Here is a 22,323-nt window from a genome sequence, read left to right on the forward strand (position 1 = left end):
AGTGCCCCCAGACGGAGTCTGGGGGAGAGTGCCCCCATGTACGGCACCTCGCTGCGTTGCCGAAACGCCCGGATAGCTCCGCAATCAGGACGCTCTCCCCCAGCGCCTTGCGATGCACCGCACCTCGGGGTCCCCCCGGCCGAAGGCTGAGGGAGCCGCGGCCTATCCGACCCTGATCCGCCGGACAGGCCCTGGTCCTGGGCGCCATCGACACGATCGTCGCCCTGCTGTGGCTCACCGGCGCGGGCTGGGGCAGCGGCCTCTGAACGCCCCGGGCCCCCGCCGCGCCTGCGCGAGGGGGCCCGGCTTGGCAGTACGGCGACGTAGCCGTTACGCGTCGCCCCCGGCAGCGCCGGGGTCGGCGGCGGCGACGTCGAGGAGCTGGTAGCGGTCGATGGCCTGCTTCAGCACCGAGCGGTCGATCTTGCCCTCCTTGGCGAGCTCGGTGAGCACGCCGAGGACGACCGACTGGGCGTCGATGTGGAAGAAGCGACGAGCCGCACCCCGGGTGTCGGCGAAGCCGAAACCGTCGGCGCCCAGCGACTGGTACGTGCCGGGGACCCAGCGCGAGATCTGGTCCGGGACGGCCCGCATCCAGTCCGAGACCGCGACGAACGGGCCCTCGGAGCCGGCGAGCTTGCGCGTCACGTACGGCACGCGCTGCTCCTCCTCCGGGTGGAGGAGGTTGTGCTCCTCGGCCGCGACCGCGTCGCGCCGCAGCTCGTTCCACGAGGTCGCGGACCACACGTCGGCGCGTACGTTCCACTCCTCGGCGAGGATCTTCTGCGCCTCGATGGCCCACGGCACCGCGACACCGGACGCGAGGATCTGCGCCGGGATCGCGCCGGAGTCACCGGCCTTGTACTTGTAGATGCCCTTGAGGATGCCCTCGACGTCCACGTCGGCCGGCTCGGCGGGGTGCACGATCGGCTCGTTGTAGACGGTGAGGTAGTAGAAGACGTCCTCGCTGTTCTCGCCGTACATCCGGCGCAGACCGTCCTTGACGATGTGCGCGATCTCGAAGCCGTACGCGGGGTCGTACGCGACGACCGCCGGGTTGGTCGAGGCCAGCAGGTGCGAGTGGCCGTCGGCGTGCTGCAGGCCCTCGCCGGTCAGCGTCGTACGACCGGCCGTGGCGCCCAGCACGAAGCCGCGGGCGAGCTGGTCGCCCATCTGCCAGAACTGGTCACCGGTGCGCTGGAAGCCGAACATCGAGTAGAAGACGTAGATCGGGATCAGCGGCTCGCCGTGCGTGGCGTAGGCCGAGCCGGCCGCGATCAGCGAGGCCGTGCAGCCCGCCTCGGAGATGCCGTCGTGCAGCATCTGGCCGGTCGGGGACTCCTTGTACGCAAGGAGCAGCTCGCGGTCCACGGACTCGTACTGCTGGCCGAGCGGGTTGTAGATCTTCGCGGACGGGAAGAGCGAGTCCATGCCGAAGGTGCGGTACTCGTCCGGGGCGATCGGCACGAAGCGCTTGCCGATCTCCTTGTCCCGCATGAGGTCCTTGAGCAGCCGGACGAACGCCATGGTGGTGGCGATCGCCTGCGTGCCGGAACCCTTCTTGGTGACCGCGTAGGCCTTGTCGTCCGGAAGCTGCAGCGGCTTCGCGCGCACGACGCGGGTCGGGACGTAGCCACCGAGGCCGGCCCGGCGGTCGTGCATGTACTGGAGCTCCTCGGACTTCGCGCCCGGGTGGTAGTAGGGCGGGTAGCCCTCCTCGAGCTGCTTGTCCGTGATGGGGATGTGCAGCCGGTCCCGGAAGCGCTTGAGGTCGTCGGTCGTCAGCTTCTTCATCTGGTGGGTCGCATTGCGGCCCTCGAAGTTCGGACCGAGCGTCCAGCCCTTGACGGTCTGGGCGAGGATGACGGTCGGCTGGCCCTGGTGCTCCTTGGCCGCCTTGTACGCCGCGTAGATCTTCTTGTGGTCGTGGCCACCGCGGCCCAGGTGCAGGATCTGGTCGTCGGTGAGGCCGTCGACCATCTGGCGCAGCCGGTGGTCGTCGCCGAAGAAGTGCTGGCGGATGTACGCGCCGGACTCGGTGGCGTACGTCTGGAACTGGCCGTCGGGCGTGGTGTTGAGCTTGTTGACCAGCACGCCGTCGCGGTCCTGGGCGAGCAGCGGGTCCCAGCTGCGGTCCCAGACCAGCTTGATCACGTTCCAGCCGGCGCCGCGGAACTGCGACTCCAGCTCCTGGATGATCTTGCCGTTGCCGCGCACCGGGCCGTCGAGGCGCTGCAGGTTGCAGTTGACCACGAAGGTGAGGTTGTCCAGGCCCTCGCGGGCGGCCAGGGAGAGCTGACCGAGGGACTCGGGCTCGTCCATCTCGCCGTCGCCGAGGAAGGCCCACACGTGCGAGGCGGAGGTGTCGGCGATGCCGCGCGCCTGCATATAGCGGTTCATCCGGGCCTGGTAGATCGCGCCGAGGGGGCCGAGGCCCATCGAGACGGTCGGGAACTCCCAGAAGTCCGGCATCAGCCGCGGGTGCGGGTAGCTGGAAAGGCCGTAGGGAGCCTTGGACTTCTCCTGCCGGAAGGCGTCGAGCTGCTGCTCGGAGAGCCGGTCCAGAAGGAACGCCCGGGCGTAGACGCCGGGGGAGGCGTGACCCTGGAAGAAGATCTGGTCGCCGCCGTCACCGCCGTCCTTGCCCCGGAAGAAGTGGTTGAAGCCCACGTCGTACAGGGAGGCGGAGGAGGCGAAGGTGGCGATGTGGCCGCCGACGCCGATGCCGGGCCGCTGGGCACGGGACACCATGACCGCCGCGTTCCAGCGGGTCGCGTTCAGGATCTTGCGCTCGATCTCCTCGTTGCCGGGGAAGAACGGCTCGTCCTTGGTCGCGATGGTGTTCACGTAGTCCGTGCTGCGCATCTCGGGTACGGCCACGCGCTTCTCGCGGGCATGCTCGATGAGGCGAAGCATCAGGTAGCGGGCGCGCTCACGTCCGCGCTCGTCGATAGCGGCGTCAAGCGAGTCGAGCCATTCCGCCGTCTCCTCGGGATCAAAGTCCGGGACCTGGCTGGGAAGGCCGCCAATGATGATCGGGTTGCGATCGGATCCGGAAGCCACGCTGTTCCTTCGCTACTAGGGTCTTGCTCTGCTGGGTCGCGCCGCCTCCATCGTGTACCGCGTCACTCGAAATCGTCATCTCTACTGAGCGGTAACCGCCACGGAGTGAGACAGACCCCTTACAGGTTCGTACATGTCCCTTGCGCGACGCCGGTGGCCCGACGGCCAAATCTGAACTCTACGCCCACTCGGTCGTACGACCGACCGGGGCACCGATTAGGGTGGAACCCTCGCAAAGTGGCGTGATCTGCGTCACGATTTGACGTGCGGGTTGCGGTGACACGTCAACGTATGGGCGTGATGGGCGGCTGGGTACTTGCGCGATCCGCCGCGCCCGTGTGGACTACCGCCAATAACCCGCGCAGTGGCGGGAAGGTATCCCCCATGACAGGAGGCAAAACGTGAGCGCGACCGCGGACCACGCGGAGGAGCGGACCAACCCGGCTGGCCGGCTTGGTTTCGAGCCCGGACAGGTGGTCCAGGAGCTGGGTTACGACGATGACGTCGACCAGGAGCTCCGCGAGGGTATCGAGGAGATCACGGGCGAGGAGCTCGCCGACGAGGACTACGACGACGTCGCGGACGCCGTCATTCTGTGGTTCCGCGATGACGACGGCGACCTGACCGACGCCCTGGTCGACGCCACGTCCGCCGTCGACGACGGTGCCCAGATCTGGCTCATGACCCCGAAGACCGGCCGCGACGGACACGTCGAGCCGAGTGACATCGGAGAGGCCGCGCAGACCGCCGGCCTGGCTCAGACGAGCAGCGTCAATGTGACCAAGGACTGGACCGCCAGCCGACTGGTCACCCCCAAGACCGCTCGGGCGGGCAAGAAGTAGGTTTGGACCGCACTTCACGGCGCCCCCGCAGACCCCTGGTCTGCGGGGGCGTGCTGCGTTCATCTGCGGTGGGCGTCGCGAGGCCACCTCGTGCCGCGTGCGTCTGCCGCCGTCGCGGAGGTCGCCGTGTCTTCGGGGCGGCTGGGTGCGGCGAAGTCGCGGGTGACAGACTTGGGCTGCGCGACAGGCTTCCGTGACCAGAGAGGTGTGTTTCCATGGCGATCGCCGCAGGCGAAAACGCTCCGGACTTCGAGCTCAAGAACCAGCACGGCCAGACCGTCCGGCTCTCCGACTTCCGCGGTGAGAAGAACGTCGTACTGCTGTTCTACCCCTTCGCTTTCACCGGTGTCTGCACGGGCGAGCTGTGCGCGCTGCGCGACGAACTGCCCACTTTCCAGAACGACGACGTCCAGCTGCTCGCGGTCTCCAACGACTCGCCGTTCACGCTGCGCGTCTTCGCCGAGCAGGAGGGCCTGGACTACCCGCTGCTCTCCGACTTCTGGCCGCACGGCGAGGCCTCGCGGGCGTACGGCGTCTTCGCCGAGGACAAGGGCTGCGCGGTGCGCGGCACCTTCGTCATCGACAAGGAGGGCGTGGTCCGCTGGACCATCGTCAACGGCCTCCCGGACGCCCGCGACCTCAAGGAGTACGCAAAGGCGCTCGAAGCGCTGTAGCGATCGGGAACCGCTCACTAAGCTCGGTGCGTTGTCCTGGAACAAGGCAAGTGACCATTTGGGAGGACTCGTGGGAGTCAGCCTCAGCAAGGGTGGCAACGTATCGCTGACGAAGGAGGCCCCTAACCTCACGGCCGTCGTCGTCGGCCTCGGTTGGGATGCCCGCACAACCACGGGCGCGGACTTCGACCTCGATGCCAGCGCTCTCCTGACGGGCGCGGAGGGCAAGGTCCTCTCCGACCAGCACTTCGTGTTCTTCAACAACCTCAAGAGCCCCGACGGCTCCGTCGAGCACACCGGTGACAACATCACCGGTGAGGGCGAGGGCGACGACGAGCAGATCAAGGTGAACCTGGCCGGGGTCCCGTCCGAGGTCGCCAAGATCGTCTTCCCGGTGTCGATCTACGACGCCGAGACCCGGCAGCAGTCCTTCGGCCAGGTCCGCAACGCGTTCATCCGCGTCGTGAACCAGGCCGACGACCGGGAGCTGGCGCGCTACGACCTGACCGAGGACGCCTCCACCGAGACCGCCATGGTCTTCGGCGAGCTGTACCGGCACGGCGCGGAGTGGAAGTTCCGCGCCATCGGCCAGGGCTACGCGTCGGGGCTGCGCGGCATCGCGCAGGACTTCGGCGTCAACGTCTGATTCATCAGTACGGCACCGCGCCCCTGTCGGCGCGGTGCCGTACGTCTGTCGGGGAGGAACGGAAGACATGGGCGTCACGCTCGCCAAGGGGGGCAACGTCTCCCTCACCAAGGCCGCGCCGAATCTCACCCAGGTGATGATCGGACTCGGCTGGGACGCGCGCTCCACCACCGGAGCGCCCTTCGACCTCGACGCCAGCGCCCTGCTGTGCGCCTCGGGACGGGTGCTCGGCGACGAGTACTTCGTCTTCTACAACAACCTCAAGAGCCCGGAGGGCTCGGTCGAGCACACCGGCGACAATCTGACCGGTGAGGGCGAGGGCGACGACGAGTCGATCCTGGTCGACCTCACCAAGGTCCCGGAGCACGTCGACAAGATCGTCTTTCCGGTCTCGATCTATGACGCCGACACCCGAGGCCAGACCTTCGGCCAGGTCAGCAACGCCTTCATCCGCGTCATCAACCAATCCGACCAGGCCGAGCTGGCCCGCTACGACCTGTCCGAGGACGCTTCCAGCGAGACCGCGATGATCTTCGGCGAGCTCTACCGCTACAGCGGGGAATGGAAGTTCCGTGCAGTGGGACAGGGGTACGCGTCCGGTCTGCGGGGCATCGCCCTAGACTTCGGGGTCAACGTTTCGTAAAGCGCGCCTATAGGGATTGGGTTTACCAGTGCTCCTGAGAACATTCGGCTGGTCGTTCGGCATCACCGCCGCCGGCCTGGCCTTGGCCGGCGTCCTCTGGGGCGTGCAGGGGCTCGCGATCGTCGCGATCCTCTCCGTTCTGGAGATCTCGCTATCCTTCGACAACGCGGTGATCAACGCCGGCATCCTCCGGAAGATGAACACCTTCTGGCAGAAGATCTTCCTGACCGTCGGCGTCCTGATCGCCGTCTTCGGCATGCGACTGGTCTTCCCGGTCGTGATCGTCGCCATCACGGCGAAGATCGGCCCCATCGAGGCCGTCAAGGTCGCGATCCAGGATCCGACCCGCTACGAGCACCTGGTCACCGCCGCCCACCCGGCGATCGCCGCCTTCGGTGGCGTCTTCCTGCTGATGATCTTCCTCGACTTCATCTTCGAGGCGCGCGAGCACCAGTGGCTGGCCTGGTTGGAGAGGCCGCTGGCCAAGCTGGGCAAGCTCGACATGCTGTCGGTCGTCATCGCGCTGGTCGCGCTGCTGGTCACCTCCATGACCCTCGCCACCGACGTCGCCCACGGCGGCGGCGACAAGAGCGCCACCGTGCTGCTGTCCGGCGTCGCCGGCCTGATCACCTACCTGGTCGTCGGCGGCATCTCCGGCTACTTCGAGGACCGCCTGGACGAGGACGAGGAGGACGCCTCCGACGAGGCGGGAGCGGCCGAGAAGGCCTCCCGGAGAGGCAACGGCGGGGCAGTGTCCGCCGTCGGCCTGGCCGGCAAGGCCGCGTTCTTCATGTTCCTCTACCTTGAGGTCATCGACGCGTCCTTCTCCTTCGACGGGGTCATCGGCGCCTTCGCCATCACCAACGACATCTTCGAGATGGCGCTCGGCCTCGGCATCGGCGCGATGTACATCCGGTCGCTGACCGTCTACCTGGTCCGCAAGGGCACCCTGGACGACTACGTCTACCTCGAGCACGGCGCGCACTACGCGATCGGTGCCCTGGCCGTCATCCTGCTCGTCACCATCAAGTTCCAGATCAACGAGGTCATCACGGGCCTCGTCGGCGTCGTCCTGATCGCCGCCTCCTACTGGTCGTCGGTGGTGCGAAACCGCCGCGAAGGGGAAAGCTCAGGAGAGTCGAACGACAAGGCGGAAGTCACCTCCGGGGTCTGACCCCGGTCGACGGCAGAGCCCAGCTGCCCCCCGCCGACCGGCGGGGGGCGGTTCGCGTCCAGGGGAGGGGTAGCGGTATGTGGCAGTTCCCGAGTTTCCTGCGGCCCAGTGGTGCCGCGCAGTTCGACGTCGCGAACGCGCACACCGTCGAACTGACCCGGCGGCATCCGGTGGTGTCCCTGACCAAGCAGGGCGCCGCGTCGGGCAATCTGCGGATCAACCTGTCGTGGTCCATGCGCACCTCCGACACCGGCGCCTTCGGCAAGCGCGGCGGCACCTGGCTCGGCCGCCAGCTCTCCCTCTTCAAGCCAGAGCCCGTCCAGGCCGCCGGCCCCGCCATGGTCAACGTCGACCTCGACCTGGCCTGCATGTACGAGCTCACCGACGGCACCAAGGGCGTCGTCCAGCCGCTCGGCAACTTCCTCGGCGACCTCGACGCGCCCCCCTGGATCCAGATGAGCGGCGACGACCGCTTCGGCGGCTCGTCGGGCGAGACGCTCTACATCAACTTCGACAAGCGCGACGAGTTCAAGCGCCTGCTCGTCTTCGTCTACATCTACGACGGAACGCCTGCGTTCGACCGCACCCACGCCAAGGTCGAGATCTTCCCGACCTCCGGCCCCCGGATCGAGATCCCCCTCAGCGAGCGCGAGCCGCAGGCCCGTTCCTGCGCGGTCGTCCTCATCGAGAACAAGAAGGGTGAGCTGCTCGTCCGCCGCGAGGTCAAGTACGTGTACGGCTTCCAGGCCGAGCTCGACCGGCTCTACGGCTGGGGCCTGCACTGGGGCCGGGGCTACAAGGCGAACAACGCCGTGCGCTAGCTGCCGGCGGCCGGCAGCTAGCGGCGCTCCTGGAACTGCGGGCCCTGCGGCGGAAGCGCGAACGCGGTCGGTGAGGCGAGCGGCTGCGAGGGCGGCGGAGGGGCCTGCGGGTAGCCGTACGCCGGGACGGTGAGCGGCGCCTGCTGGGTCTGCGGATAGCCGTAGGCCGGGGCCGGCGCGGGAGCCGGGACGGTCGGGGGCTCGGCGGGCGGGTAGCCGTAGGCGGGCGGGGCGAGCGGGCGCGCGGGCACCTGCGTGGGCGCGGGCAGCGGGTAGCCGTCGGGCGCGGCCGTGGGTGCAGGCACCGACACCGACTGCGGGACGGACGTGGGCTCCCCGGCGGTCTGCCGGGCGTGCGACGCCACCGGATCCGGGCCGGGGGCGTCGGGCGCGGGCCCGTCCTCGTCCACCGAGATGCCGAATTCCGTGGCGAGGCCGATCAGCCCGTTCACGTACCCCTGGCCCAGGGCGCGGAACTTCCACCCCTCGCCCCGCCGGTACAGCTCGCCGCAGATCAACGCCGACTCGCTGCCGGTGTCCGGAACCACGTCGAACACCGCCAGGGGCTCGCCGCCGGCGTCGTGCAGCGTCAGCCGCAGGTCCGAGACCAGCCCGAAGGGGCTCTCGTCGGCGGACGCGCAGATGGCCACCCGGTCCACGCCGGCGTCCAGCGCCGCGAGGTCCACCTCGACGCTGTCGGCCAGGCCCTCGGCGACACGCTGCTTGGGCAGATGGCGCACCAGCCCCGAGGGATGCCTCGGCTGGTTGTAGAAGACGAAGTCCGCGTCCGAGCGGACCCGCCCGTCAGGCCCGAGCAGCAGTGCCGACGCGTCGACGTCCGGCACGCCTGCGACGGGGCTCCAGCGCAACACCGCGCGGACCCCGGAGGCGTTCAGGGGGATGTTCGAGCCCTTCACCATCGCGTGCGTCATGTCCGTCATCCTGCCCGTTCGGGCGCCGCGGCCACAACGCGGGCGCGAACGCGGTCGAGACGACACGCCGAGGACTTGAGGGGGTTACCTGATTTTCACGCACGGCGGGAACGCAGGTTGTATACCCACACGTACGATAATCGGCCAATGGTGTACGTCGGGGGACGATGCTCGCCACACTTTCCATCACAGACCACGGGGATACGCATGCGCCACTTCGGGCACCTCCCACCAGACGTACGCAGTGAGCTGTTCCACTGCGAGCCGCAGGAGTTCACCTCCAACTCGCCGACGCGCACGCTCTCCGTGGCCCTGGGCGCCACGCTCTACAGCCCGGCCACCCGGGCGAGCCTCGCCGACGACGTCATCAAGCAGGCCGGGCGCGGCGTCGTCTCCATGGTGCTCTGCCTCGAGGACTCCATAGACGACCGCGAGGTCGAGGGCGCCGAGCAGAACCTCGTCCGCCAGTTCGCCGACCTCGCCGCCCGAACCGACCGAAACGAACCGCCGCTGCTCTTCATCCGGGTCCGCACCCCCGGCCAGATCACCGACCTCGTGCGGCGCCTCGGCGAGGACATACGGCTGCTGTCGGGCTTTGTCCTCCCCAAGTTCACCGAGGAGACCGGCGTCCCCTTCCTCGAGGCCCTCACCGCCGCCGAGGCCGCCTGCGGGCGGCGGCTCTTCGCCATGCCGGTCCTCGAGTCCCCGCAGCTCCTGCACCTGGAGACGCGCACCGAGACCCTGTACGGGATCGCCCGCACCGTCGACAAGTACCGCGAGCGGGTCCTCGCCCTCCGGCTCGGCGTCACCGACTTCTGCTCCGCCTACGGGCTGCGCCGCTCGCCAGACATGACCGCGTACGACGTCCGCATCGTCGCCTCGGTCATCGCGGACGTCATCAACGTGCTCGGTCGGGCCGACGGCACCGGCTTCACCGTCACCGGGCCCGTGTGGGAGTACTTCAGGCACTCCGAGCGGATGTTCAAGCCGCTGCTGCGGCAGAGCCCCTTCGTCCCCGAGGCGGTCGACCTGCGCCAGTCCCTCATCCAGCACGACATGGACGGGCTGCTGCGGGAGATCGAGCTCGACCGCACGAACGGACTGCAGGGCAAGACCTGCATCCACCCATCGCACGTCCTGCCGGTGCACGCGCTCAACGTCGTGTCCCACGAGGAGTGGAGTGACGCCGTCGACATCCTCCACGAGGACCGCAGCGGCGGCGGTGTCCTGCGCTCCGCGTACACCAACAAGATGAACGAGGTGAAGCCCCACCGCGCCTGGGCCGAGCGCACCCTCCGGCGGGCCGAGGTCTTCGGCGTCGCCCGCGAGGAAACCGGCTTCGTGGAGCTTCTCGCGGCATGCGTGCCGGCGTGACCGACAGCGTGACGACAGAACGGAACACCCACCGCATGACGCACACCTGGACCGGCCAGTGGGTTGCCGACCGGCTCGGCATCGAGCTGCACGGGGACGGCCTCACCGACGTCCTCGGCCTCGCCGTACGCCGCAACAAGAAGCGTGCGCACCTCCTGGTCTCCAACGTCCTGGGCAAGCACGTCCCCCAGCGCCCTGCGGTCGTCTACGACGCCGGCCACAGCCTCGGCCTGCGCGTACGCGCCCTCCTCGGCGACGCGGCCGCCGCGCGCTCCGTCGTCCTCGGCTACGCAGAAACCGCCACCGGCCTCGGCCACGCCGTCGCCGACGGCCTCGGCCTCGCCCCCTACCTGCACTCCACCCGCCGCCCCGTGGCGACCGTCACCGCCGTCGGCGGCTTCGAGGAGGAGCACAGCCACGCCACCTCTCACCTCCTCCTCCCCGAAAACCCGGCCCTCCTCGCCGGTGACGGCCCCCTGGTCCTCGTAGACGACGAGTTCTCCACCGGCCGCACCGTCCTCAACACCGTCCGCGCCCTCCACGCCCGCTACCCGCGTGAGCGGTACGTCGTCGTCGCCCTCGTCGACGTCCGCTCCGCCGCCGACCGCGCCCGGCTCGACGCCTTCGCGGTCGACCTGGGCGCCCGGGTGGACCTGGTGGCGTTGGCCTCGGGCACGGTCGTCCTGCCGGAGGGCGTGCTGGAGCGGGGGCAGGAGCTGGTGGCCGAGCACGCTTCAGCCTCGCCGGCCCACCCAGCCCGTCCGGCGTTCGGGGTGGGGGAGGCAACCGCCCGCGTCGACCTCGGCTGGCCCGCCGGCCTGCCGGACGGGGGCCGCCACGGCTTCACGCCCGCGCACCGCCTCCACCTCGAAACCTCGCTCCCCGGCATGGCGGCCCGCCTGGCCGCCGCCCTCCCGCCCGCGGCGCGCAGCGTCCTCGTACTCGGCAACGAAGAGCTGATGTACGCCCCGCTGCGGCTCGCCCGCGCCCTGGACGAGGCCCTCGCCGACACGGCAGACGTCCGGTTCTCCACGACCACGCGGTCACCCGTGCTTGCCGTGGACGACCCGGGATATGCGATACGTACCCGTATCGTTTTCCCTGATCACGACAATCCGGCCGATGGCGACGGCGAACGCTACGCGTACAACGTCGCAGGCGGGGGCTTCGACGCGATCGTCGCCGTCGTGGACTCGGCGGGGGACACCCCCGCCCTGCATGCCCCCGGCGGGCTGCTCGCGCAGCTTGCCGAACACACAGAAAGGCTGCTGCTCGCCGTGGTGCCTTCGTACGAACCCAGCACGCTGCCCGAGCCCCTGCGCGGCCCGGCCTTCTCCTCCTACGCACCGGAAGAGGTCGGCTGGCTGCTGAAGGACCTCTCGGACGTGGAGCTGGAGGCGCCGACCGAGGAGCGCGAGGAGGCCATCCAGAGCGGCGGGGCGCACTACGCGGAGTCGCTGCCGGTGGAGTACCAGCCCAGCGCCGACTATCAGGCCCTCTTCCGGGCCGCCCTGGAAACCTCGGCGACCCGGATAGCGCGGGCCGTGGGCGCGGTGACCGAGCTGGTGCTCGCCGAGCGCGGCCCGGACGCGGTCCTGGTGTCGCTGGCCCGGGCCGGAGTCCCCGTGGGCATCCTGATGCGCCGCTGGGCGCGCCACGCGCACGGCCTGGAGCTGCCGCACTACGCCGTCTCCATCGTGCGCGGCCGCGGCATCGACACCACCGCCCTGCGCTGGCTTGCCGCCAACCACGACCCCAAGCAGGCCGTCTTCGTCGACGGCTGGACCGGCAAGGGCGCCATCACCCGCGAGCTGGCCGAGGCCGTCAAGCCGTGGGGGTCCTCCCCCAGCCTGGCGGCTGGGAGGTGCCCCCACCGGACGGAGTCTGGGGGAGGGTTCGACCCCGAGATCGCCGTCCTGGCCGACCCGGGCGGCTGCGTACGCACCTACGGCACCCGGGACGACTTCCTCATCCCCTCCGCATGCCTCAACTCGACGGTCTCCGGGCTGGTTTCGCGCACCGTGCTGCGGGCCGACCTGATCGGGCCGGACGACTTCCACGGCGGAAAGTTCTACCGCGAGCTGGCCGGCGCCGACGTCTCCGGACTGTTCCTCGACGCGGTCGAGGCGCGCTTCGCGGAGGTGGCCGAGGAGGTCGCGTACGACGTGAAGGTGCTGCAGGCCGCCGACCGCTCGCCCACCTGGGAGGGCTGGGCGGCGGTGGAGCGGATCAGCGAGGAGTACGGCATCGGCGACGTCAACCTCGTCAAGCCCGGCGTCGGCGAGACCACGCGCGTGCTGCTGCGCCGCGTGCCCTGGAAGATCCTCGCCCAGCGCGGCGCCGGATCCGACCTCGACCACGTACGGCTGCTCGCCGAGCAACGCGGCGTCCCGGTCGAGGAGGTGGACGGCCTGCCCTACTCCTGCGTCGGGCTCATCCACCCCCGCTTCACCCGCGGCGCGACCGGCACCGACGGCAAGGCGGTGGCGGCCAAGTGACCAGCAACGTGACCCGCAAGCTGGTCGCCAGCGACCTCGACCGCACCCTCATCTACTCGCCCTCCGCCCTCGCCCTCACCATGCCGGACGAGTACGCCCCCCGGCTGCTCTGCGTCGAGGTCAACGAGGCCCGCCCGCTCTCCTTCATGACCGAGACCGCCGCCGGGCTCGTCCAGGAGCTCGCCTCGGTGGCGGAGTTCGTGCCCGCGACTACGCGTACGCGCAAGCAGTACCGGCGGATCAATCTGCCAGGGCCCGTGCCGCGCTTCGCTATCTGCGCGAACGGTGGCCACATCCTGGTCAAGGGCCACACCGACCACGACTGGAACACCGAAATGCGGCGCCGCCTCGCCGACGGCTCCGCGCCCCTCGCGGAGGTCCGCGACCACCTCGCCCTCACCGTCGACCCGGCCTGGCTGCGCAAGGAGCGGGTCGCCGAGGAGCTCTTCGTCTACCTCGTCGTCGAGCGCTCCCTCGTACCCGAGGGCTGGGTCAAGGAACTGGCCGGCTGGGCCGACGAGCGCGGCTGGACCGTGTCCATGCAAGGCCGCAAGATCTACGCCGTCCCCAAGCCCCTCACCAAAAGCGCCGCCCTCGCCGAAGTCGTCCGCCGAACCGGCGCCCACCGCGTCTTCGCCGCCGGCGACTCCCTCCTCGACGCCGACCTCCTCCTCGCCGCGGACGCCGGGTGGCGGCCCGGCCACGGCGAGCTCTTCGACACGGGCTGGGCTGCGCCCCACGTCGAAGCGCTCGGCTGCGCCGGCGTCGCCGCGGGGGAGGAGATCCTCCGCCGCATGGTGGCTGTCGCCACGGCCTGAGCCCCTTCTTTTGCCCCTCGCCCGATTCGTCACGCCGTGCTCGCACCGCTCGGCCCCGGGGGGCCTCACCGGCGCCCCCGGCTGCGCCGGACTCTCCCCCAGACTCCGTCTGGGTGGGGGTCCTCCCCCCGGACGGAGTCTGGGGGAGAGTGCCCCCCTCCGTCGGGCCGGGGGTGCCGGCGTGCTCCTGCCGGGTGGCTGGGGGCGTGTTGTCGGGTGCGGGTCCGTGGCCGGGTTGTGCCAGCCCGTTCCTCCCCCAGACTTCGTCCGGGGGGACCCCAGCGGAACGTTCTCCCACAACCCGGTGGGCCAGGCCCGTCCGGCGTGCGAGGACCTGGGGGCGGGCCCCCAGCGGGGTCCGGGGCGGAGCCCCGGTTTCGGGAAGGGGCGGGGTGGGGGAAACGACGTCAGCCCCCGGGGCGTAGCAGCGCAACCGGACCGGTCGGTGTATTCGTCTCGGGTGGGTGGGAGACTGGACCGGAAAACGGGAAAAGCATGGTGCGCAGCGGCGCGGCGGAGCGGGAGAGAGCGACTGTGACGACGGCACGCTCGTGGTGGCGGCGCGGAGACAACCTCCGCGCCGACGCGCAGGCCGCGAAGGACGCCGCCGCCGAGGCGTTCTATGAGCTGGACAGCGCGCAGCGGGATCTGGTGATCTCGATAGAGACGATCACGGCGGTGGACAACTCCCCGGCCGCGCAGCGCGCCCGCGCGGACTTCCGGGCGCTGGGCGAGCGCATCGACCAGGTCAGCGGTGCCTACATCGCGGCGGTCGACACCCACGACCTGGACCGGGACGAGCTGGACGCCTCAGCCGCGGCGCACGCCCGGAGCGAGCTGACCAAGGCGAAGGACGACCTGGTCAGGGCGAAGGCGGACCTGGATCGGTTCGGGGAGAGCCTGGGGCCGTTGCTGGGGAAGGCGGAGACGCAGCTGGCCCGGCTCGCGCCCGCCGTGGAGCGGGCCCGGCAAGGGCTGCTGGCGGCGAGCAACGCGCTGGACGCCGTACGGGCCTCCGGCCTGAGGGCGGACGACCTGGCGGGGCGGCTGGCGGCCCTGGCGCCGGAGCTGACGAAGCTGAACCAGGGCGCGGGCACGCACGGGGTGCAGGCGACCATCCAGCGAGCGGACGAGGTGGCGCGGGCCGCCGAGGCGATCCGTGCCGAGGCGGAGCGGCTGCCGGAGCGGGCCCAGGAGATCAACAAGCGGCTGGTCAGCCTCCGTACGCGTACGCAGGCGCTGGCGACCCGGGCGGAGGGCGTGGACCCGATCCTGAGCGAGCTGCGGCGGCGCTTCAGCCTGGCCTGCTGGGAGGACCTGCAGCAGGTCCCGGCCCACGCCCGCACCGTGCTCCCGCAGGCCGAGGCGATGCTCGCGGAGGCGGCGAAGGCCCGCGACGAGCAGCGCTGGCCGGACGCGACGTCACGGCTGAGCACGGTACGGGCGCTGCTCGACGAGCTGGACGGGGCGGTGTCCGCGGCCGGTGACCGGCTGCGGCGGCTCAACGAGGTGCAGAAGGACCCGGGGGCCGAGGTCGAGAAGACCCGCTTCGCGATCCGCGACGCCCAGCGCCTCGTCATGCAGGGCCGCTCCACCCCCGAGCCTCGCCACGCCCGCCCCCTCGACGAAGCCGTGGCCCGCCTCGACCGCGCAGTCGCCGGTCTGGAGGGCCGCCACCCCGACTACTGGCACTTCCTCACCGAGACCGCCGCCGTACGCGAGACGGCGGCCCGGGTCGTCGCCAACATCCGCGAGGAACGCGCCGCCCACCACTAGGCCCTAACCGCAGCAACCTCCACCGCAGCAGCCACCGCCCCCACCCCCGGAAGCGGGGCGCGACGGCGCGGAGGCCATGCCGCCGACCGCGACGGTCGAGAGCAGCTTGACGGTGTCCTCGTGGCCGCCGGGGCAGGTCGCGGGGGCGGAGGACTCGGCCATCGGCCGGTTCAGCTCGAAGGTGCTGCCACAGGACCGGCAGCGGTACTCGTAACGGGGCATGGGGTCAGCTTACGGACGACGACGCGCGAGCGTGAGGCCGTCCGCGACGGTCAGGAGCACCGCCTCGACGCGGTCGTCGGCGTGGACGCGTTCGTTGAAGGCCTGGATGCCGGCGGTGGAGCCGGTGGCGTGGGGGTCGAGGACGCGGCCGTGGAAGAGGGTGTTGTCGGCGGCGATGACACCGCCGGGGCGCATGCGGGGGACGAGCTCTTCCCAGTAGTTGACGTAGTTCTCCTTGTCGGCGTCGAGGTAGGCGAAGTCGATCACGGGTCGGTGGGCAGGGCCCGAAGCGTGTCGAGGGCGGGGCCGATGCGGAGGTCGATGCGGTCGGCGACGCCGGCCTTGGCCCAGGCGCGGCGGCCGTAGGCGGTCCACTCCTCGGAGATGTCGCAGGCGATGAGCTTGCCGTCGGCGGGCAGGGCCTGGGCCATCGACAGGGCCGAGAAGCCGGTGAAGGTGCCGACCTCGATGATGCGGCGGGCGCCGACGAGGCGTACGAGGAAGGCCAGTAGCGGCCCCTGCTCCTCGGCGGACTGCATGCCGGCGGCGTCGCCGAGCTGCTTGTGGGTGATCTCGACGAGCTCGCGCTGCACGGGGTCGAGCGGCGGATTGTGCTGGAGCACGTACTCGTACAGCTCGGGAGTGAGCGGGGGGTTCTTGGTCTCGTACAAGGCTTCTCCTCTTAAGGTGGCGGCATGTTCGTGGATGACGCCATCGCCCTCGTGCCCAGCATGCCAACCAGGCGCGCGCTGCTCGGGCTGGCAGGCGCTCCCGCCGCCGGCAAGTCGACGCTCGCCCGGTCCCTGGTCGACGGGGTCAACGCCCGGCTGGGCGCGGGCATGGCGGCGTACGTCCCGATGGACGGCTTCCATCTCTCCAACGCGCAGCTGGACCGGCTCGGCCTGCGCGACCGCAAGGGCGCGCCGGAGACCTTCGATGCCGATGGCTACGTCCACCTGCTGCGGCGGCTGCGAGCGTGGCACGGGCGGCCGGTCTACGCACCCGATTTCGACCGGGCGCTGGACGAGCCGGTCGCGGCGGGCATCGTCGTGCCGCCGGAGGCCCAGCTCGTGGTGACCGAGGGCAACTACCTCGCCGACGACGCCCCGGGCTGGAACGCCGTACGGGATCTGCTGGACGAGCTGTGGTTCGTCGACGCCCCGCCCGCCGTCCGGGAGGAGCGGCTGCTGGCGCGGCATGTCGCGGGCGGTCGTACGGAGGCGGAGGCACGAGCCTTCATAGAGGCCAGCGAGCGGCCCAACGCGGCGCGTGTGGAGGCCGCGCGCGCCGCGTGCGGGCGGGTCGTACGGATGACCGCGACCTGATCACAGGCCCCGGACCGTCACCGAGCCGTCGTTCGTGTGGACGGTGACCTGGTGGGCGCTCGAGGAGTCGCGCGGCACCGCGACCGTGACCTGGCCGTCGCCCGTGGTCGTGGACACGTCGTACCGCTCGTCCGGCAGCTCGACCGTGACCTTGCCGTCCGAGGTGGTGGCGAGCACCTGGTCCGGCACCGTCGTGAAGCGCAGCCGTACCGCGCCGTCGGAGCTGTGGGCGGTGACCCGGCGCGAAGTGACGCCGGTGGCCTCGACCTTGCCGTCGCCGGTGGAGATGTCCAGGGGGCCGCTGATGTCCCGGATCACGACGGAGCCGTCCTTGGTCGACACCTTGAGTGCGGTGTCGAAGCCGCTTGCCTCGACCTTGCCGTCGCCGTTGGCGACGGTCACGGCGACACCGCGCGGCACCAGCACCTCGTGGCGGGAGGCGCAATTGGTCACCATGCCCCGGCAGGTGACCCGGAGCTTGAGGGTGTGGCCGTCCTCCATCGACCAGGTCGTGCGGGTGCTGCCGCCCACCGCCCAGGCGTCGAACCACCGGGTGACCTTCACGTCCTTCACGTCGGCCGGCTTCACCACCACCTTCGAGTCGCTGGCGTCGATGGTGAGTTGCTTGCCGCTGATCGCGAAGTCGCGCTTGTCCGGCTTGGCGTCGTCCGAGACGTCGGCGCATCCGGCGACCGTGCCGAGCGCGAGCACCGCCCCGGACGAGGCGAGCAGTAAACGGCGGAATGTGTTTGTGCTCAACGGGGTCGCCTCCAGCGGGCGTCATGGGCAGGTCGCGGAACGTACCCATGACGCTACGAAGAGGCGCCCGACCCCGGAATCCGGGCGGCCCCCGGGGCCGGGGTGGGGGTAGCCCCCCGGTCAGCCCCTGGGGCGGGCGATCTCGACGTTCTCCAGGACGCCGAGCGCATCGGGGACGAGGACGGCGGCGGAGTAATAGGCGCTGACGAGATACGAGATGATGGCCTTGTCGTTGATGCCCATGAAGCGCACCGAGAGCCCCGGCTCGTACTCGTCCGGAATTCCGGTCTGGTGCAGACCGACGACGCCCTGATTGTCCTCGCCGGTGCGAATCACGATGATGGAGCTGATGTTCTCCCTTGTGATCGGAATCTTGTTGCAGGGCAGAATGGGAATTCCGCGCCAGGCCGGGACCCGGTCGCCGTGGAGATCGACGTGGTCGGGATAGAGGCCGCGGCTGTTGAGTTCGCGGCCGATTGCCGCGATCGTCCTCGGATGGGCGAGCAGGAAACGCGAATCGCGGCGCCGGGTGATCAGCTCGTCCAGGTCGTCTGGGGTCGGCGGGCCGGAATGCGTGTTGATCCGCTGGGTGTAGTCCGCATTCTGCAGCAGGCCGAATTCCCGGCTGTTGATGAGCTCGTGCTCCTGGCGTTCGCGCAGCGCCTCGACGGTGAGCTTGAGCTGCTGCTCGATCTGGTTCATCGGCTGGTTGTAGAGGTCGGCGACCCGGCTGTGCACCCGCAGCACGGTCTGCGCCGCGCTCAACTCGTACTCGCGGGGCGAGAGTTCGTAGTCCACGAAGGTGCCGGGCAGCCGCGCCTCACCCTCGTGGCCGGCGGACAGCGCGATCTCGGCCTGGCCGTACTTGTCCTGTGAGTGGCCGCCGTCGGCGGTGAACCGCTCGATCTGCGCCCGCAGCGCCTCCGACTGGCCGGCCACGGTCTGGAAGGCGTGCCGGGGGAGCACCAGCGCGGTCACGGCGGTGGCGGCCTTGGCGGTGTATCCCCAGGTGCCGTCCCGCGCGGTCAGCGACTCGTCACCGAAGTGGTCACCGTCGGCGAGGACCCCGACCACGGCCGGGCCCTCGTACTTGCCGGTGGCCAGCTTGTTCACCTTGCCGTGCGCGATCAGGAACACCTGGTCGGCCGGCCGTCCCTCCTCCACGATCACTTCGCCCGGTGCGAATTCGCTCTGCGTGAAGCGGTCGGCCAGGGCGCTCAGCACCGTCTGGTCGTCGAAGCCGCGCAGCAGCGGGAGTTCCCCGAGCTCCGCCGGAATCACCCGCACATCGGCGCCGGTCTGGATGAATTCCACCCGTCCGTCGCCCACGGTGTACGTCAGCCGCCTGTTGACCCGGTAAGTGCCGCCCGTCGCCTGGACCCAGGGAAGAATCTTCAGCAGCCACCGCGAGGTGATTCCCTGCATCTGCGGTGCGGATTTGGTCGTCGTCGCGAGATTCCGCGCGGCGGCCGTACTCAGACTCAGCTGCGGCTGTTCATCTTCCTGCCCGGACTCCGGTGCGATACCCGACTCAACCGTCATGGGCTGTCCTCCCCATTTTGCCTTTGCTGCTCTGCGTTTGCAGCCTTTCGGGCGGCAAATCCCTCTGGCCGCCGCCCACATCGACGCTACCCACCTGATCAGCACCGTTGCACTCACTCAAAAGGGTGAGCATGTGGTGAGAATTAAATTCTGGTCAATGATGCGCGGTCATGCGCCGCCGACCGCCCGGTTCGCTCCCGGCGATCCCGGCTGTTCCTTTGCCGAGGTTTGGCACCCCCGGGGGCGGATCCGTCCCGGGCAGGATTGACAATGGGCCAGGTCAGTACGTAACACCGATCCCAAGCGAGGCCCCGCATGCTCCGTAATGGACTCGAACCCTGGCACCTGCTCCTGGTCGCCCTGGTCTGCATCCTGCTCTTCGGCTCCAAGAAGCTCCCGGAGGCCGCCCGGGGACTCGGCAAGTCCATGCGGATCCTCAAGTCCGAGGCGCGCGCGATGAAGGCCGAAGACGGCGACGAGGCGGCCAACGGCGCGGTCTACGCCGAGGTCTCCGCCGAACCGGAGGGCGCACACCCCGAAGCAAAGTGATCCGCCCCACACCGGACCCGGATATTCCGGCCCCGGCGTGGACACGGGCTCCCGGCACGGGATGATGTTCGGCGCACCAGGGCGGGACAGGCCCTGGACCCGTCCAGCAGCCGCACCTGCCCCCGGGAGACCCTCACCGTGTCCGGAGCCGCAGCCCAGCCACGTCACGCCATAGCCATCGTCGGTGCCGGTCCGCGCGGCACCAGCGTGCTGGAACGGGTCTGCGCCTCCGTACCCGGCGTCCTCACGCCGGGCGCCCGGCTGACCGTGCATGTCATCGACCCGTCGCCGCCCGGCCCCGGCCGGGTATGGCGCACCGCGCAGCCGAGCGAGCTGCTGATGAACACCGTCGCGTCGCAGGTGACCCTGTTCACCGACGAGAGCGTCGAGTGCGAGGGCCCGATACGCCCGGGGCCCAGCCTCTACGCATGGGCCGCCGCCCTCGCCCTCTCCGGCAGCGCCGACAACGCGTACGACCCCCGCGTGCGCGCCGAGGCCGCCGCCCTCGGCCCCGACGACTACCCCAGCCGCGCCTTCTACGGCCACTACCTGGAGTGGGTCTTCCGCCGCACGCTGCGCTCGGCCCCGGACGCCGTCACGGTCACCGTCCACCGGGCCCGCGCGATACGCCTGGACGATGACGACGAGGACGGCAGGACCCGACGCCAGCTCCTCGCCCTCGACAACGGCCGCACCCTCCGCGGCCTCGACGCCGTCGTCCTCGCCCAGGGCCACCTTCCGGCCGCGCCCACCCCCCAGCAGGAGCGTTTCACCGGGTACGCCGCCGAGCACGGCCTGCGCTACCTCCCGCCCGCCAACCCCGCCGACCTCGAAGCCGACCTGGCCGCCATCCGCCCCGGCGAACCGGTGCTGCTGCGCGGCCTCGGCCTCAACTTCTTCGACCACGTCGCCCTGCTGACCACCGGCCGCGGCGGCTCCTTCCACCGGGACGACGACGCCGACGGGCTCACGTACGTCCCCTCCGGCCGCGAGCCGCGCATCCTCGCCGGTTCGCGGCGCGGCGTCCCATACCACGCGCGCGGCGACAACGAGAAGGGCGCGCACGGCCGCCACCACCCCTTCCTCCTCATCCCCGACGTCATCGAGGGCCTGCGCAAGCGCGCCACCTCGGGCGACGCCGACGACTGCCCGGACTTCCTGGCGGACGTGTGGCCGCTGGTCGCCAAGGAGGCCGAGACGGTCTACTACGTGACGCTGCTGCTCACCCTCGACCCGGGACTGACGGACCGCTTCCGCGAGCGCTACCTGTCCACCCCGCACGGCAGCCCCGAAGAGGCCGCCGTCCTCGACGAGTTCGGGATATCGGCCGCCGACCGCTGGGACTGGGCACGGCTGGCCCGGCCGCACCGGGGGGCCGGCTTCGGCAGCCGGGAGGCGTTCCGTACCTGGCTGCTCGGCCACCTGCGGCAGGACGCGGCGCAGGCCCGGCTCGGCAATGTGGCCGGCCCGCTCAAGGCGGCCCTGGACGTGCTGCGGGACCTGCGCAACGAACTGCGGCTGGTCGTGGACCACGCCGGCCTGTCCGGCGATTCGCACCGCGACCACCTCGACCGCTGGTACACCCCGCTCAATGCCTTCCTGTCGATCGGGCCGCCCCGCAGCCGTACGGAGGAACTGGTGGCGCTGATCGAGGCCGGGGTGGTGGAAATCCTCGGGCCGCGCTTGAGCGTCGAGGCAGGCCCAGGCGCCTGCTTCACCGCCGAATCCCCCGACGTCCCCGGGGCACGGGAGCGGGTGACCGCCCTGGTGGAGGCCCGGCTGCCGGAGCCCGACCTGCGCCGGACCGCCGACCCGCTGCTCGTACGGCTGAGGGCGGCCGGGGCCTGTCGCCCGCACCGGGTCGGCGGCTACGAGACCGGCGGTCTCGACGTCACCGGCAGCCCGTACCGGCTGTTGGATCGTCAGGGCCGGGCCCATCCGCGCCGGTTCGCGATCGGCGTACCGACGGAGGGCGTGCACTGGGTGACGGCCGCCGGGGCCCGGCCCGGGGTCAACTCGGTGACGCTGGCGGACACGGATGCCGTCGCCCGGGCGGCTCTGCGGACGGCGGCCGGGGCGGGTGTTTCGGCAATATGTCTGATGGCCGAGAGTGATGCTTGAAAGTTGCAGGGTTAGCGAGACTCTACCTATGGTCGGGAACATCGGTTCGTCCCCCACCTGACCGTAGGAGTAACCCATGAGCTTTTCCGGCTTCCCCGAAGCGGCCAAGCCCCATGCACTCGCTGCCTTCCGAGTCGTCATCGGCCTGCTCTTCGCCTGCCACGGCGCCGCCGCTCTCTTCGGCGTCCTCGGCGGTGCCATGGGTGGCGGCACCGTCCCCACCGGCGCCTGGCCGGGCTGGTACGCGGCCGTCATCCAGCTCGTCGCCGGCAGCCTGGTGCTGCTCGGCCTCGGTACCCGCTTCGCCGCGCTGATCGCCTCCGGGTCGATGGCGTACGCGTACTTCGACGTCCACCAGAGCGCCTCCCTGTGGCCGATCCAGAACGGCGGCGAACTCGCCGCGCTCTACGCCTGGGCCTTCCTGCTGGTCGTCATCGCCGGCCCCGGCGCCTGGGCGCTCGACAGCCTGCTCGGCGGCGCCCTCGCCAAGCGAGCCCCGGCGGACTCCCCGGCCCCGGCCCCGGCCCCGGCCCCGGCGCCGGCC

General features: G+C 70.6%; 19 protein-coding genes and 1 pseudogene. 14 read left to right on the plus strand and 6 right to left on the minus strand.

Going from position 1 to position 22,323, the window contains the following annotated elements; translation table 11 throughout:
- Positions 1 to 330: 330 nt before the first annotated feature.
- Positions 331 to 3,063: a pyruvate dehydrogenase (acetyl-transferring), homodimeric type gene (gene aceE, locus EFK10_RS35805; RefSeq protein ID WP_127359815.1), complete on the minus strand. Its 2,733-nt coding sequence runs from the start codon at positions 3,061 to 3,063 to the stop codon at positions 331 to 333.
- 401 nt (positions 3,064 to 3,464) lie between these two features.
- Between aceE and EFK10_RS35810 the strand changes: the two genes are divergently transcribed.
- The 6 genes from EFK10_RS35810 (at position 3,465) to EFK10_RS35835 (ending at position 7,863) form a co-directional block, all read left to right on the plus strand.
- A complete protein-coding gene (locus EFK10_RS35810) occupies positions 3,465 to 3,905 on the plus strand; it encodes a DUF3052 domain-containing protein (protein ID WP_127359816.1) in 441 nt (146 codons plus the stop codon).
- A gap of 215 nt (positions 3,906 to 4,120) precedes the next feature.
- The gene (locus EFK10_RS35815; protein ID WP_127359817.1) at positions 4,121 to 4,579 is read left to right on the plus strand and encodes a peroxiredoxin; all 459 of its coding nucleotides are present in this window, start codon (positions 4,121 to 4,123) and stop codon (positions 4,577 to 4,579) included.
- Positions 4,580 to 4,649: 70 nt separating this feature from the next.
- Positions 4,650 to 5,225 carry a TerD family protein gene (locus tag EFK10_RS35820; RefSeq protein ID WP_127359818.1) on the plus strand — a complete coding sequence of 192 codons (576 nt, stop codon included), beginning with the start codon at positions 4,650 to 4,652 and terminating at the stop codon, positions 5,223 to 5,225.
- Positions 5,226 to 5,292: 67 nt separating this feature from the next.
- On the plus strand, positions 5,293 to 5,868 hold the full coding sequence (locus EFK10_RS35825) for a TerD family protein (protein ID WP_127359819.1): 576 nt from the start codon (positions 5,293 to 5,295) through the stop codon (positions 5,866 to 5,868).
- Between the two features lie 28 nt (positions 5,869 to 5,896).
- The gene (locus tag EFK10_RS35830; RefSeq protein ID WP_127359820.1) at positions 5,897 to 7,042 is read left to right on the plus strand and encodes a DUF475 domain-containing protein; all 1,146 of its coding nucleotides are present in this window, start codon (positions 5,897 to 5,899) and stop codon (positions 7,040 to 7,042) included.
- A 77-nt stretch (positions 7,043 to 7,119) separates the two neighbouring features.
- Positions 7,120 to 7,863, plus strand: a complete 744-nt coding sequence (locus tag EFK10_RS35835) for a TerD family protein (RefSeq protein WP_127359821.1) — start codon at positions 7,120 to 7,122, stop codon at positions 7,861 to 7,863.
- Between the two features lie 17 nt (positions 7,864 to 7,880).
- Here EFK10_RS35835 and EFK10_RS35840 read toward each other — a convergent pair whose 3' ends face one another.
- Complete coding sequence (locus EFK10_RS35840; protein ID WP_206305725.1) at positions 7,881 to 8,795, minus strand: TerD family protein; 915 nt, start codon at positions 8,793 to 8,795, stop codon at positions 7,881 to 7,883.
- A gap of 207 nt (positions 8,796 to 9,002) precedes the next feature.
- On the opposite strand from EFK10_RS35840, the gene EFK10_RS35845 reads away from it, so the two are divergent.
- From EFK10_RS35845 to EFK10_RS35860, 4 genes are all read left to right on the plus strand, one after another.
- Positions 9,003 to 10,169, plus strand: a complete 1,167-nt coding sequence (locus EFK10_RS35845) for an HpcH/HpaI aldolase/citrate lyase family protein (protein ID WP_127359823.1) — start codon at positions 9,003 to 9,005, stop codon at positions 10,167 to 10,169.
- A gap of 35 nt (positions 10,170 to 10,204) precedes the next feature.
- On the plus strand, positions 10,205 to 12,667 hold the full coding sequence (locus EFK10_RS35850) for a phosphoribosyltransferase (RefSeq protein ID WP_127359832.1): 2,463 nt from the start codon (positions 10,205 to 10,207) through the stop codon (positions 12,665 to 12,667).
- On the plus strand, positions 12,664 to 13,485 hold the full coding sequence (locus EFK10_RS35855) for an HAD family hydrolase (protein ID WP_240677676.1): 822 nt from the start codon (positions 12,664 to 12,666) through the stop codon (positions 13,483 to 13,485). The genes EFK10_RS35850 and EFK10_RS35855 overlap by 4 nt, the downstream gene beginning before the upstream one ends.
- Before the next feature lie 534 nt (positions 13,486 to 14,019).
- Positions 14,020 to 15,261 (plus strand): hypothetical protein, encoded by a 1,242-nt coding sequence (locus tag EFK10_RS35860; protein ID WP_127359824.1) that lies wholly within the window; start codon positions 14,020 to 14,022, stop codon positions 15,259 to 15,261.
- Positions 15,262 to 15,264: 3 nt separating this feature from the next.
- Here EFK10_RS35860 and EFK10_RS35865 read toward each other — a convergent pair whose 3' ends face one another.
- Both EFK10_RS35865 and EFK10_RS35870 read right to left on the minus strand, forming a co-directional pair.
- Positions 15,265 to 15,483 (minus strand): FmdB family zinc ribbon protein, encoded by a 219-nt coding sequence (locus tag EFK10_RS35865; protein ID WP_127359825.1) that lies wholly within the window; start codon positions 15,481 to 15,483, stop codon positions 15,265 to 15,267.
- Positions 15,484 to 15,492: 9 nt separating this feature from the next.
- A pseudogene (locus tag EFK10_RS35870) lies at positions 15,493 to 16,154 on the minus strand (O-methyltransferase).
- Between the two features lie 24 nt (positions 16,155 to 16,178).
- Between EFK10_RS35870 and EFK10_RS35875 the strand changes: the two are divergent.
- Positions 16,179 to 16,808: a nucleoside/nucleotide kinase family protein gene (locus EFK10_RS35875; RefSeq protein ID WP_127359826.1), complete on the plus strand. Its 630-nt coding sequence runs from the start codon at positions 16,179 to 16,181 to the stop codon at positions 16,806 to 16,808.
- Here the strand turns inward: EFK10_RS35875 and EFK10_RS35880 are convergent, their stop codons facing one another.
- Both EFK10_RS35880 and EFK10_RS35885 read right to left on the minus strand, forming a co-directional pair.
- Entirely contained in the window at positions 16,809 to 17,567 is a 759-nt protein-coding gene (locus EFK10_RS35880; protein ID WP_127359827.1) for a DUF4097 family beta strand repeat-containing protein, read from the minus strand.
- 120 nt (positions 17,568 to 17,687) lie between these two features.
- Positions 17,688 to 19,109, minus strand: coding sequence for a family 2B encapsulin nanocompartment shell protein (locus EFK10_RS35885; RefSeq protein WP_127359828.1), 1,422 nt, complete (start codon positions 19,107 to 19,109; stop codon positions 17,688 to 17,690).
- Positions 19,110 to 19,424: 315 nt separating this feature from the next.
- Here EFK10_RS35885 and tatA point away from each other — a divergent pair, with 315 nt between their 5' ends.
- From tatA to EFK10_RS35900, 3 genes are all read left to right on the plus strand, one after another.
- Positions 19,425 to 19,658, plus strand: a complete 234-nt coding sequence (gene tatA, locus EFK10_RS35890) for a Sec-independent protein translocase subunit TatA (protein WP_127359829.1) — start codon at positions 19,425 to 19,427, stop codon at positions 19,656 to 19,658.
- Positions 19,659 to 19,796: 138 nt separating this feature from the next.
- Positions 19,797 to 21,779, plus strand: coding sequence for an FAD/NAD(P)-binding protein (locus EFK10_RS35895; protein WP_127359830.1), 1,983 nt, complete (start codon positions 19,797 to 19,799; stop codon positions 21,777 to 21,779).
- Positions 21,780 to 21,855: 76 nt separating this feature from the next.
- Positions 21,856 to 22,323, plus strand: a 468-nt coding sequence (locus EFK10_RS35900; protein WP_164836285.1) for a DoxX family protein, incomplete at its 3' end; no start/stop codon positions are given.

Origin of the sequence: Streptomyces soli (genome assembly GCF_003999195.1) — a bacterium.
GTDB classification, from domain to species: domain Bacteria; phylum Actinomycetota; class Actinomycetes; order Streptomycetales; family Streptomycetaceae; genus Actinacidiphila; species Actinacidiphila soli.

Coding starts and splice junctions, on each gene's coding strand:
- EFK10_RS35815 (WP_127359817.1), top strand. CDS start 4,121: ATGGCGATCGCCGCAGGCGAAAACGCTCCGGACTTCGAGCTCAAGAAC.
- EFK10_RS35825 (WP_127359819.1), top strand. CDS start 5,293: ATGGGCGTCACGCTCGCCAAGGGGGGCAACGTCTCCCTCACCAAGGCC.
- EFK10_RS35835 (WP_127359821.1), top strand. CDS start 7,120: ATGTGGCAGTTCCCGAGTTTCCTGCGGCCCAGTGGTGCCGCGCAGTTC.
- EFK10_RS35840 (WP_206305725.1), bottom strand. CDS start 8,795: ATGACGCACGCGATGGTGAAGGGCTCGAACATCCCCCTGAACGCCTCC.
- EFK10_RS35845 (WP_127359823.1), top strand. CDS start 9,003: ATGCGCCACTTCGGGCACCTCCCACCAGACGTACGCAGTGAGCTGTTC.
- EFK10_RS35850 (WP_127359832.1), top strand. CDS start 10,205: ATGACGCACACCTGGACCGGCCAGTGGGTTGCCGACCGGCTCGGCATC.
- EFK10_RS35865 (WP_127359825.1), bottom strand. CDS start 15,483: ATGCCCCGTTACGAGTACCGCTGCCGGTCCTGTGGCAGCACCTTCGAG.
- EFK10_RS35875 (WP_127359826.1), top strand. CDS start 16,179: ATGTTCGTGGATGACGCCATCGCCCTCGTGCCCAGCATGCCAACCAGG.
- EFK10_RS35885 (WP_127359828.1), bottom strand. CDS start 19,109: ATGACGGTTGAGTCGGGTATCGCACCGGAGTCCGGGCAGGAAGATGAA.
- tatA (WP_127359829.1), top strand. CDS start 19,425: ATGCTCCGTAATGGACTCGAACCCTGGCACCTGCTCCTGGTCGCCCTG.